The 13514-nt window shown below is 45.7% G+C and carries 6 protein-coding genes; 4 read left to right on the plus strand and 2 right to left on the minus strand.

What is annotated here, in order from left to right:
- Window positions 1-133 precede the first annotated feature (133 nt).
- The 4 genes from NGM44_RS09665 to dusA all read left to right on the plus strand — a co-directional run bounded on the left by NGM44_RS09665 (window position 134) and on the right by dusA (window position 11617).
- Window positions 134-4396, plus strand: a complete 4263-nt coding sequence (locus NGM44_RS09665) for an exodeoxyribonuclease V subunit gamma (protein ID WP_253223451.1) — start codon at window positions 134-136, stop codon at window positions 4394-4396.
- Entirely contained in the window at window positions 4393-8280 is a 3888-nt protein-coding gene (locus NGM44_RS09670; protein ID WP_253223452.1) for a UvrD-helicase domain-containing protein, read from the plus strand. The genes NGM44_RS09665 and NGM44_RS09670 overlap by 4 nt, the downstream gene beginning before the upstream one ends.
- 56 nt (window positions 8281-8336) lie before the next feature.
- Entirely contained in the window at window positions 8337-10367 is a 2031-nt protein-coding gene (recD, locus tag NGM44_RS09675) for an exodeoxyribonuclease V subunit alpha (protein ID WP_253223453.1), read from the plus strand.
- A gap of 278 nt (window positions 10368-10645) precedes the next feature.
- Window positions 10646-11617 carry a tRNA dihydrouridine(20/20a) synthase DusA gene (dusA, locus tag NGM44_RS09680; RefSeq protein ID WP_253223454.1) on the plus strand — a complete coding sequence of 324 codons (972 nt, stop codon included), beginning with the start codon at window positions 10646-10648 and terminating at the stop codon, window positions 11615-11617.
- Window positions 11618-11669: 52 nt separating this feature from the next.
- On the opposite strand, the gene NGM44_RS09685 is transcribed toward dusA, so the two are convergent.
- Together NGM44_RS09685 and NGM44_RS09690 are read right to left on the minus strand one after the other, a co-directional pair.
- Window positions 11670-12452 (minus strand): CPBP family intramembrane glutamic endopeptidase, encoded by a 783-nt coding sequence (locus tag NGM44_RS09685; RefSeq protein WP_253223455.1) that lies wholly within the window; start codon window positions 12450-12452, stop codon window positions 11670-11672.
- A gap of 4 nt (window positions 12453-12456) precedes the next feature.
- Window positions 12457-13365 carry an alpha/beta fold hydrolase gene (locus NGM44_RS09690; RefSeq protein ID WP_253223456.1) on the minus strand — a complete coding sequence of 303 codons (909 nt, stop codon included), beginning with the start codon at window positions 13363-13365 and terminating at the stop codon, window positions 12457-12459.
- Window positions 13366-13514: the final 149 nt, after the last annotated feature.

Raw genomic sequence — 13514 nt, forward strand, 5'->3', positions numbered from 1 at the left:
AATTTGGCAATTATAGCATGATAGTCATGGATAATTGACAAAAAACTCGGTAAAATTGTGAGATGATCTGCAATGCAGTTTATTGATAAATTTTTTTATTCATACACCAGTAATTTAAAGCATAGAATTTACCATGTTTGCCATCACTCAGTCCAATGATACACAAGTGCTGTTATCGCGCTTGATCGAGATTTATAAGCAGCACAGCCACAGCAGTCAGGATAATGCTGATGGTGGTGCGATGAGCGCGCTGTCGGCACAAATTTTTGCGCCATTTACGGTGATCGTGCCATCGATGGTATTGGGTGATTGGCTGACCAAATCGGTGGCGTCACAAGTGGGAATCAGCACGCTTTTGACCGCGCAATTTTGGGGGCAGTATCAATGGCAGATGATCCAAGCAGTGCTTAAGGTCGATGCAGAATTTACTCATGCTGCAGGGCGTGATGATGCCTTACAAGTGCCTGAAGTGGCGGTACTGTCTGCGTCGGTGATGCGGTGGCGTTTATTTGGATTTTTTTGTGAATTTCAAGGTGAGAAACTGATAGAAATTCTAAATAATCAATCACATCCACTGCACAGCTTATTGCACTTTTTATATCAAGAAAATCCGCACAGCCAAAAGCCGCAATTATCTGAGCAGCGCATTTGGCAGCTGTGTGATGAGCTGGCGGCGGTATATGTCAAATATTTGACCCATCGCCCAGAATGGCTTGCTGCTTGGACGCACAATACACCACTGCCTAAGTCTGTCGATGTCATGCTTGCTGAGAAACAGCGATTTGAGCAGGCGTATCATGATGATGAGATGCCTGAATGGCTGATTGCGCATTATCATCAGCTTGAGATGCAGCTGCGTTATCTGTGGCAGGCGTTATTTGCGGATGTGTATGCGTATCGTGAAGCGTTGGAGCAGCGGTTTTGGCAGGTGCTGAGCGGCGCACGCGGTGCAGCAGTATATCAGGCGGCGCTTGCCAAATTACCCAAAGCCTTGTATCTGTTCACCGTGCAGCAGATTCCTGTGGTAGAGCTGCAGTTTTTGAAGCGCTTATCGACTTTGATCGATGTAGAGCTGCTGCATTTTAATCCATCAAAGATGTTTTGGGCGGATATTGTTGATAAAAACTGGCTGATGACACAGCGTATCATTCATCCTGATACGGTGTATCTGAAGGATCATGGGCACAGTCTATTATCAAGATTAGCTAAAGAGTCTCGAGAGACTTTCGCAATGCTTGCCGATATGTCTGGTGGTGAGTATTATTATGAAAAACCGCCAATTGATAGCACAGATGAGCTGCCAATGCCGCGTGATTGGCAGGTGAGTTGGATGGATCAATTTGTCAATGACCCAAAACCTGTGGGGCTACTGGCACAGCTAAAGCAAGACATCTTGATGCTTGATGAAACAGGGATGTCTAAGCAGTGGCTGACACAGGCGCTGGCAAGCTTGACTGAGAAAAATCAGCCTAAGCATCCAATGCATTTGTTTGACGATGGGCAGTTTGCAAGCTTAAGTATCCATGCTTGTCACAGTCTAAAACGACAGCTTGAGATCGCGCGCGTGATGATCGCACGGTATTTGAACATTCCTAATGCTGATGGCAGTGCACGGCATTTATCCGATGTCGTGGTGTATCTGCCTGATGTCGCTGCAGCCGAAGATTTGATTCGCTTGGTGTTCGATGATGGTGTGGGTGCAGATGGCTTGCGGCTGCCTGCCAAGATCACGGGCACGACCAATCGCAGTATTGAGACTTTGATGAATGCGATCGCAGGATTTTATACACTGCTTGGTGGGCGGGGCGCGCGGTTTTATCGTGAGACAGTGTTTGAATGGCTGATGCTACCGCCAGTATATCAAAGCTTTGGGCTTGATTTTGAACAGATGAGCCGTGCTTGTGAGCTTTTGACCCAAGCAGGATTTCGTCGTGGCTTTGATGCAGAGCACTTGGCGATGACGCTCGATGAGTACGATGTTGATTATCGCTACAGTTTTAGCTATGCGCTTGATCGCTTGGTGACAGGATTATTAATCCCTGATGAACAATCCAAGCCAAATAAACTGTTCTACCCGCTGCACTGGCAACAAGGTGTGTTCCAAGAAGCAACCGCACCTGTGCTCACTGTCAGCCTAGCAGATGAGCCTATCATCAGTGCTTTGTGCCGTATTCATGAAGGCTTATCTGCGTGCTATGGTGCATATGATCGGGTTGATCGCGTGCAGACTTGGCTTGATAAGATCGAGTATGATGTCATTGATCGTTATTTTGCAAATCTTAAAGATACCGCGCAAATGCGTGCAATTTTTGAAGCCAAAAACAGCATGGCAGCCAGTCTGCGCGCCAATCAATATTATCACAAGCATCATACTTATAAGTATGAAGGAAGTGATGCGCAAGACAGCCATGAGATTCGCTTGAGCCTACAGTTTGTATTAGAAAGTCTAAACAGTATGCTACAGAGTCAAGCCATCAGTGCCGAGCCTGCCAATGTCATCACCTTTGCGCGATTCGGTGCGCTGCGCAGTGTGCCATTTGGCTTAACAGTAATGCTTGATATGAATTTATCGGCATTTCCGCGCCGTGATGGCGTGCGTCGTATGGATCTGATGCGCGCAGGGCTGAAGCGTCGCGGCGATCGCATGAATGAAGATGATGATAATGGCGCGTTTTTGGATGCGATTTTGTGCAGTCGTGATGCGTGTATGATTTTTTATAACAGCGTTGCATCTGATGGGGTGACTGAATTATTACCCGCAGCGCCTGTGTCTGAATTATTAGAATTTTTTAAAACGGGTGTTGATTGGCAAAATGATTTTCATGCCTTGCTATATGCACAAAATTCGACAGATGATACCGATGCCAATCGCTTTGATCGCGAGCAAATCACCAATGCCATCATCGCTGCCATGCCAAGCGTGGTGCAGACATATCTGGTGACGCACCATACGGCGACCAGTTTTGATACGGCAAATTTCTATGACAAAATCACACCAAAAATGCCTAATAAAAGCACTGATGCTGATGAGAAGCAGATACAAGACTGGGTACGAGCACGGTTAATTCACGCGATCGAACAAATTAAAAAATCTGAACAATCATATCTGCCGCCTGCGCCACTGTGGCAGAAGATTCGCGGTATTTTAGATGCTGCCACACAAGCCAATGATCGCGTGATTGTCACTTTACCTGATGATGCGACTTATCAGCAGATCGCACGCATCATCACGGCGCAGCAGCACGATGAGCAAGGGGTGGATAAGATGGTGGATGCCTTGTTATCGCACCATGAGATTATCGTGCCGATGATGGTGTCTATGGAGAATATTTGTACTTGGCAGCATAAATTTTCATTAAATTATTTAAATAATAAGATTGAGCTGATGCCCGAAGAAGACGATGAAGATGTAGAAGAGCCATTGGGACTCGATGGCTTGGGGCGATATCAGCTCAATGATGCCATCATCCAAGCGATGGCGCGTGGTATTTTTGATGGTGTGGCGATGAGCGAAGAGACGATGCTTACTGCCTTAGAAAACACACAGGCGCACGATGAGTTTTATGCGATTTATTTTGATAAATTATTGCCAGCTGGAGAGAGTCGTTTTGGCAGTTTGGCGTCTCAATTACAAACGCTTGAGCAGAGTGCAGAAGCGTTATACAGCACTGTATCGGCAAATGCATTATTAAATTTTGATCAACAAAATCTACGCAGTGATTGCGGACATCTGCACTATTCGCAATTAATCAGCGGCACTTATGAGCAGTCCATCGCGCTGAATGTGGGTAGTGAAACCATGACCGTATCGGCAAATGTCGCAGATGCTGATCAGCCATATTGGTTGTCGATTTCACCAAGTAAAGCAACTGCCAAAAACATCGTCAATGGTTGGCTTATGCATTTGGCTTGGCAAGTGGTGTGTAAGACTGATAATCAAGATATATCTAATAATAATCATGTCAGTATTCGTAAGTTTACCCAAGGTTCATCAGTGTTAAAACCTTTGGGATTTGACGAAGAACAGACCGCCATCTGCTATCAGCCTGTGCTATGGCAGGATGCGCAGCGGATTTTGGCGGGATTTGCTACGCTTGGACTCTTGTCGCAAAAGTTACCACTACCGATTACCAGTGAGACGGCACTCACTTTTGTGGTCAATGATGAGTGGCAAAATGATGAATTGACACCGCGACTGTATGACGCATGGGTGAAAGGCTATACATGGAGCGTGAACAGCAGTCAGCACCCATCGTGGCAGCTGATTTTGGGCGCAAGTGATCCGCTAGAGCAAGCGGCGCGAGCATTGCCAATCGTGTATCCACTATATCAAAGCTTGCCAAAAACACTGTGCAAACCTGAAGAACTGCAAGGCAAACAAGGGGGTGTGTCATGACACAGTCAGTACAAAATACACAAAATAGCACCATCCCTGCTGCCATCGCCTGCAAGCTGACAGGCGGCTATCTGATCGAGGCATCGGCAGGTACGGGCAAGACTTGGACGCTGACAGGGATCATTCTGCGGCTATTGATTGAGAAAAAGTACGCACCTGAACGCATTATCGCCACGACTTTCACCAAGGCGGCGGCGGCTGAAATGCAAGAGCGGATTTATGAGCGATTACAGTCGTTTTATGCACTTGTGCGCTGGCTAAAAAATGTACAGCCAAAATATCCGCACTGGTTCGGTGTCGAATCATCTGTGGTACCTGATATTTTAGCTGAGCTAATCACAGCAACCAAAGCAGTGGGCGTCGATGGTGAAGATTTGATCAATCAGCATTTGCTTGTACAGATCCTACAGACTGGCGCAGATGCACTGGATGAGACCATTCGCCGCACTGCGCTTGTGCTGATGACTTTGGATAAATTATTCGTCGGTACGCTCGATAGCCTTGCGCAAAAATGGCTCAAAGAATTTGGCTTGCAGACAGGACAGGCGAGTGAGCGGCAGATGCTCACGGATGAATCGGCATTGATCCGTGCACTGGTGCATGACAGGCTGCGTGCCGAGCAGTCGCGATTATCGGTACAATCACCGAGTATATACAAGCAAATCATTGCACATAAGTCGCACGCTTTTAGTGATGTTGATGGCTTGAGCGCGCAGGTTAAGACAGTGATTGATTTTTATCATGCGCCGATTGATGAAGTGCCTGCGCTTGACGATGGTTATGATAAGCTTAACAATCTACTCGATGAAGTTCTTGCTATCAATATCGAAGATTTTTTACCTTTTTTAAATAAAACATATCGTAATCAGATTGGTATCAATGCACGATCAGCCGCACCAAATCGACTGGGATCTTTGCCTGAGATTTTATCATTGATCCGTACCCATCGGCTTGATTTTGTAGCTGAATTATCTGGTCATCACATCGAAGCATTGGAGCAGTTTACTAAGTTTGTCGATACGGATTTTTTTAAAAAAAGTGGTGTCGATGCCAATGCCAAAGTGCGCTTTAATGCTTTACCATGGCAGCGTGTGGCGGCGATTCATGAGCTGTATCAGCTGCTGATCGCTCGTGCGCAATATCATTATGATGCGCTGCGTTACCGTGTGGCAGCTAGCGTGCGCACATCACTGATGCCGATGCTTGAAGCGCGCGGTGAGACGACTTTTGTCATGCAGATGGTGCGACTGACCGACGCGCTGCAAGATGCTGCACTTGCCAATTATATTCGCCATCAGTACCCTGTGGCGCTGATTGATGAGTCGCAGGATATTAATGGCTTGCAGGCGTTATTGATCGAGCGCGTGTATTTACAGGGGCTAAAAGCTCAGCGCGAGCAAGCGACCCGATATCAGCTGGTCGGCGGTGAGCGTCCGCGAGCATCGCGTGATTTTTTGCTTTTGGTGGGTGATCCTAAGCAGGCGATTTATCGCTTTCGTGGTGGTGATGTTGCCAATTACAACTGGCTAAAATCTTATGGCAAAACCCAAAATGAACCACCGATTCTGGATCAATCTTTGGTGCTAGACATCAATCGCCGCTCAAGTGAGCCACTGATCAATGCGCTGAACCGATGGTTTGTTGATACAGGATCTACCGATTGGTCAAACCATGCCAATTTGGGTCAAAGCATTCGCTATCATCAGATCCAAGCATTTAATAAAACTTCAAAATTATCTTGGAAAAAAAATACGGATAATAACGCGCATTTACCGAATAAAAACTTAACAATCATCCATGCAGATGCAAAAGATGAGATTGTCACCAAGATGTGTCAGCATATCAATACGCTATTGGCAGACGGTCATCGACTTGGTGATCGCGTGTTGCAGCCAAGCGATATTGCGATATTGGCAAAAACGCATGATGCTTTAGAAGCGGTAAAACATGAGCTTGGCGCGTTAAATATCCCTGCGATCAGTGCGCGTGCGCAAAATGTGTTCATGACTGATGCAGGTGAAGATCTGTACGCGCTACTTTCTGCCGTGCTCAATAGCCGTTCGGCAGGGTGCGTGGGCAGATTTTTGATCAGTCGTATCGTGGGCATGACATTAGATCAAGCGACGGCTTTGATGGCAGGCGAGCAGGTGGTGCTTGATGGGTTTGGTACGCTTAACAAGGCAGCTTTATTGGCTTATTTGCAACAAGTTCATGAAAAATGGCTAAACGATGGTGTGGCAAGTGCGCTGAATTTTGCGTTATCTGATACGCCATTTACGAGTAGTGGTGGCTTGTGGTTGGTGGCAGCGCGCCTAGGTGAGCGTTATTTAGCAGACCTTTGGCAATTGGCAGAAATCGTCAGTGCACAAGGTCAGCTGCATGAGTTGCAGCTATTGAGTTGGTATGAAGCACAGCTTAACGCACCAGCGGATGAAGATAATACACAGCGCGTCCTACCTAGCGAAACAGGTGTGAATCTGATGACGATACACAAGTCTAAGGGTCTGGAATTCGCGGTTGTTTATGTTTTGGAATTGAACAAAGCAAGATCAAGCCGAGCAAATGATCAGAAATTTTACGCTTATAACCGTGATGATTTGACGCGTGCCATTTCTGTTGTGCCGTACAAGCAAGAATCATCAAGTTATTATAAAGAATTAGATGATGAAGAAGCGATGGCTGAGCTGCGCCGATTGGGTTATGTGGCATTAACGCGCGCATCCGAGCAAGTATTTTTGGTGGCAGCCACCACAGCCAGCAAGCGCAATATCGCTGATGCACCCTTATATCAGTGGCTTGATTGTTTTGATGGTAGCTTAACAATTCCTGAGCGTATGGCAGATCTGATTGATGTGATTGATTTGGATGAGATTGCCTTAAATAGTACGCAATTAGTATCTACAGCGATCGAAGAGACTCAGCCAATTGCCTATAAAGATTGGAGTAAGGTAATGGCGACCAAGCTTTTTTATGGTGCGAAAAAAACCAGTTTTACTGCGATGATCGGTCAGTTGGATGCCAATTCTAAAGCCATTTTGACTGAGATGCCAGACCATGATGAACTGGTTGCGATGACTGATTTGCATGGAGATTTACTTAACAATACACCGAGTAATCAGACGCAGATCATAACACCTATGCAGGATGATATTCGCACGCGATTTATCAAAGGCAGTGCAGCGGGGGATTTTTTACACCAAGTACTAGAGCGAATCGAAATAGGTAGAATTGGCAATCAAGTCGATGAGCTTGCACGCCGATTATCCATGCCGCTTAAGTACCGCAGCGACTTTATAGACAATGATGATAACGAGCATCAAGCCTTGGTTCGATGGCTAAATGATATCGTTCATGCGCCATTTGGTGCGTCAGGTGTCAGCCTTGCGAGCATCGCACCTGCTAATCAAGTGCGAGAATTGGGCTTTACCTTAGGTCTGTCACCCAATTTCAGTATCGAAAAACTTAACAAAGTATTCGAGAAATACAGCGATCAACCACTGGTGCTAAAGGTTGATAAGGCAGATATTTGGTATCGCTATTTGCGTGGCGAGATTGACTTGGTGTATGAATATCAAGGCAAGTTTTATATCGTCGATTATAAGTCCAATTATCTGGGCGCGCAGATGAGTGACTATCAGCCTGCATCACTACAGGCAGCGATGACGCAAGCGGGCTATTGGCTACAGGCAGTAATTTATCAAGTGGCGTTGCATCGCTTATTGAAAGTAAAACTTAATAATTATACAGGTAATGAAGCCCAATATCTGGGCGCGGTGGAATATTTGTTTTTGCGCGGTGTGTATGCAGATGATACGCAGTGTGGGCGCATGGTTTGGCAGCCACCGCTTGAGCTTATTTTGGCGGTTGATGCATTATTTGGTTAAGTTTTTATCATTATCAGGCGATTAATAATTAAAATTTTTTTAAAGAGTAATTCATTGTGAATTTATCAGAAAGTATCAGCCGTTATGTGGTGCGTCGTATCCATCAGCATGATCATTGGTATGACCAAAAATCCATGCTTGCTGTACCACTGAATTTACAAAAATCAGATGAAGCAAATTTTTATCTTTTGCATGGCACACTGCTGCAATTATTATTAGCAGGGCATACGGTGCTTACTCTGCCGACAGATATGCAGGATGTGGGGTTGCCAACATGGCAGCTGTTGTGCTTTGAGCCGATATTTGAGCGGCTGCAGAGATATTTTGATGATGGGTTTGATTTTGTAGCTTTGCTAAATGAATTTGCACAAGCTTTGGCAGATGGTGCCGATGTGCAGCATTGGCTTGGTGAGCAGCGTACTCGGTTTTTGATGCTGCTTGGCGCACAGCAAAGATCATTGTCACGCACGCAGATGATGGCGGTGATTGATGAGATTGTGTGGCTATTGCGTGCTTATTATACCATGCGCGTGCTTTGTGCGGATGATGTATTGGCATGGGCTGCGCGATTATCGAGTGTATTTTTTGCCAATTTACACGATGTCAAATCATTGGACAAAAGCGCACCCTTGCAGCCGATTTGTTATTGGATCGGGCGATCATCGGTGTATTTTTGGCTCAATCGTGCTTATCGTGCAGAAGCAGGGCTGATGTATCATATTGGGCGGATTAGGGCTGCGCAAGTGCCACCTTTCACAGCTGATAATTTAGATAAATTAAATGAAAAGCAAAGAGATGCTGTGAAATTGGTCGCCAATCAAGCTTTTGCCTTGATCACTGGCGGACCAGGTACGGGTAAGACCTATACGGTGGCGCAGATTGTTTTGGCGCTGCTAAAAACCGATCCAGATGTGCTGTCATCATTGGCATTGGCAGCGCCTACAGGTAAGGCGGCGCAGCGTATGAGTGAGTCGCTACAAAAAGCGCTCGGTGCTGATGTGCAGATGCTGCTGCCTGAACCGAAGACCATTCATCGCCTGCTGGGCATTGGTGCGACGGGTGTGCCGCGTTACCACGCTGATCATCCGCTGCCGTATCGGATGCTGATTATTGATGAGGCATCCATGCTTGGCGCGGAGCTTGCGTGCCGGCTGATGGCAGCGGTGGCGACGGGTGCGCGCGTGATTTTATTGGGGGATGCCAATCAGCTTGCGGCGGTGGATGCAGGGGCGGTGCTTGCCGATTTATGCCGTATGTCATCATTGGCTGATCTACATTGTAAGCTTGAGCAATCACAGCGTTTTACCGACACTTCAGGTGTGGGTAAGCTTGCCAAACTGATCAAAGGTGATCAACAGGATAAATTTAGCCAATTACAACAGTTGATTGACACTGAACAAACACTTGAATTTGTATCACTTGATGATAATCATACTCAAGAGCGGTGCTATCAATATTTAAGTGAAGCTTATCAGTCGTATTTTAAAAAAACCCAATCATTGTATGGTAATTTACCAAAAATAGATCAATCAGCACACGAAGAAGTAGCACAATTATTCAAAACACTGAATGAATATCGCATTTTGTGCGCGTCGCACATTGGTGCTTATGGTGATCATGCGATCAATGCATTTTTATCAAAAATGCATCGCAAGTATTTGGGGGGTAAACCATCAAATTCACCGTGGTATCAAGGGCGTGTAGTGATGGTGGTTGAGAACCGTTATGATTTAGAATTATTTAATGGTGATATTGGTATTTGTCTGCATACCGAGCAAGGTTTGATGGTGTTTTTTGAAGGTGAAACAATAAAAATGCTGTCGGCGGAGCTGTTGTCTGAAGCGATGGTTGTCACCGCCTATGCCATCACGGTGCATAAATCACAAGGTTCGGAATGGGAGACGGTGGCGATCGTGTTCGATGAAAGCAGCCAAAGACTACTGTCAAAAGAGCTGATTTATACGGCGGTGACGCGTGCCAAAGCGCGTGTGCAGATTTTTAGCACGCAAAAGGCGATCACGACTGCATTAATCACGCCAACTGTACGACAAACAGGACTTGGTATCATTGAGACCTTACAGAGATAAACTTTACAATGATGGCAAAACCAAGTAGAATCGCAGGTTTTTATTTGTATTATCCACAATATTGGATGCTTTAAATTGATTAAATTAGCTAAACATTTGTGATCAGATTTTTGTTTGCGTTATATAATTTCCACTATAAAAATCGGCAAAAATGGTACAAATACAGTGCAAATTTGGCGAGTAAAATTGTACGAGACGCAAGTAATCACAAACAAACACAAGTAAAAATAGATAAAGATTTGCAATTAAACGCTTGAAAAACAAAGAGAATTTTATAAATGACTGATTTTATTGGTAATAAGAGAATTAGCCTTGCACCGATGATTGATTGGACGACTTCTGATTTTCGTACTTTTGCACGGCTGTTCAATCCGAACATTCATCTATATACCGAGATGATCAGTACCAGTGCGATTTTAAAGGGTAATGCCGATCATGTGCTGAAATTTCACGGCAGCGAGCATCCTGTGGTGCTGCAGCTAGGCGGTTCTGATCCTGATGAGATGGCGCAAGCGGTGCAAATCGCCGATACCAAGGGTTATGATGAGTACAACATCAATGTTGGCTGTCCGTCCGATCGCGTGCAGCACAATAAAATCGGTGCGTGCCTGATGGCAGAGCCGCAGACGGTGGCGGCGATGGTCAAGGCGATGCAGGTGGTGACCGATAAGCCTGTGACTGTCAAGCATCGCATTGGCATTGATCATTTTGACAGTTATGAATTTATGCGCGATTTTGTCGAGACGGTAGCGGCGGCTGGCTGTACGCATTTTATCGCTCATGCGCGTATTGCGTGGCTGCAGGGTCTATCACCTAAGCAAAACCGCGAAATTCCACCACTGCGCTACGAAGACATTTATAGGCTTAAGCAGGATTTTCCCGATCTTAACATCGAGATCAATGGCGGAATTGATAACATGGATGCCATCCGTGAGCATCTGCATCATGTCGATGGTGTGATGATTGGGCGCGCTTTTTATCACAATCCTTATCTGATGGCAGAATGCAATGCACTGTGGGATTTGCCACTGCCAAGCCGTCGCGATATTTTTACAGAATTGCTAAATTATCTTAAAATGCGAGCTGATGAAGGCACAAATCTTGCGACCTTGACACGGCATTATTTGGGCTTGTTCCAAGGCTTAAGCGGTGCGCGTGCGTGGCGACAGGCGTTGAGTGGTAAACCATCATTAACGCTTGAAGAGATTCGCCAAGCAGGCGAGCAAGTGCTTGAGCAAAACAGAATGTAAGTTGGCAGGCTATATTATAAGGCTTGGGCTGGTTAAATGTGATTATTCAAGCCTAATCCAAAATCAGTAGCAGTAGCACCAAGCTGTTATTAATACTGTGCAATAGCATCGGCGCAAATACTGAACCTGTCCGCACGCGTGCATAACATAGACCTAATGCTACGGCGAACATTACGCCTGTATCTATTAGATTATATTGAAAATGCAATAGTGAAAATACACCACTACTGATTAGACTGGTTAAAATAGTGATATGGTTAGTATTATCGGTAAAGTGCGAAAAAATATCTTCACCAAGCCGCCAAAATAAACCGCGACAAATCAGCTCTTCATAAATAGGCGCGCAGACCATCACCATTAAGGCAAATAGCCACATCGGTGTATCATGCCCCATCATCTGCGCTGCGTCTGCTGATGGCGTGGGCGATAGTGCGGTCGTCGCCAAATTGGCAAGCAGGCTTGCGATAAAGACAATCAGCAAAAACACCCACAGACACCGCCAAAACACGCGTCCATCCATTGGCAGTAGCGCAAGATAGCTTTGCCACAGTTTGCGCGCTTGTGCAGTACTTACGCTGTCTTTGCGAATACGAAAATATTGCCAAAAAACAATCAGCCACACCAAGCATACCGCCGTCAGCACTACCGACATCACAAGCAAAGTATTATCGCTGATGGCATGATATGGTGTAAAATCAGCCAGCGTCTGCAAGAGCAGCAGCCAGCCATTTTGTAAGGCGAACATCGTCGCGACCACCATCGCTATCAAGGCAGCGGCGATTGACGGCGGATATTTGGGCGGTGCTTGGCTTGATGGTATCGCTGAATGGCTCATCGCATCATGTTTCACTGATTTGGCGGGCAATGGTGTGCAAAATCACTTGTGCGGTCGCGTGAGGATGCTCCAGTGGAAACATATGCGAGCCTTCGACATATTGCACATTTAAGCCAAATCTCTGTGCCGCATCGCGATACGAGCCGATGGCGGTAAAATGACTGTCTTTGCCTGCGATGATGCTAAGCGGACGGCGTGGCACGATGGATTTATACCAATATAAAGATGGAATGGTGCGAAAAATCGCCACTTCCACCGCCTTTGGAATAGCAAGCGTTACTTTGCCATCGGCGGTTTTTATAAATCCATATTTAATATAATTATCAAAACAAGCTTCATCAAAAGGACGAAATAAGCCTTTATTTCTCAAGGCTTGATGGGCTTGTTCGTGATTGTCAAAAGTATCTTTGCGGTATTTGGACTTGGATGCTGGTGATAATTTATCAATCAGATGATGGCGAAATTTTTCTACACGACCGATTTGTCGATCAGTGAGTTTTGCCAAATGCCATGTTAAGCTATTTTTGCCTGTTAAAAGCGATGGATCAAGCAGTATCGCTTGGCTGATTGGCTTGGGATTGGCAAGCAGCGTCTGCATCGTCGTCATCGCACCCACCGAATGCCCGACGGCAACCACATTTGCCACGCCATGCTTATGACAAGCGTCATCAATGCTGTCGCCAACTTGCCGCGTCAGGCTCTGCCAATGATCATCCACAGGATAACGGCTGTCCGTACCCAATAAATCAATGCTTTCGATGGTGAAAATCGACGCCAATTCATCCAAAATCGGCTGATAAGTCGGTGTCGGCACACCATTGGCATGGACAAAATGCAGCACAGGCTTGCCTGTCAGTGCTGATTTGGGTAAGCGTGATAATGCTGTGATTTGGGAGCAGCTAAGATTTTCCATGAATATACTCTTTATTATACGATCTGCCAACTTTTAAATAATACTTATATCAAACCCATTGGTCGTGCTATTTGTACAGCTTCTTGTACAACTTCGCGCATTTTCCTAATCTGTTTTCAAATTTGTTTGACTATAATAATGATGGCTTA

It is taken from the genome of Moraxella sp. FZFQ2102 (assembly GCF_024137865.1).
In the GTDB taxonomy this organism is placed as follows: Bacteria; Pseudomonadota; Gammaproteobacteria; order Pseudomonadales; family Moraxellaceae; genus Moraxella.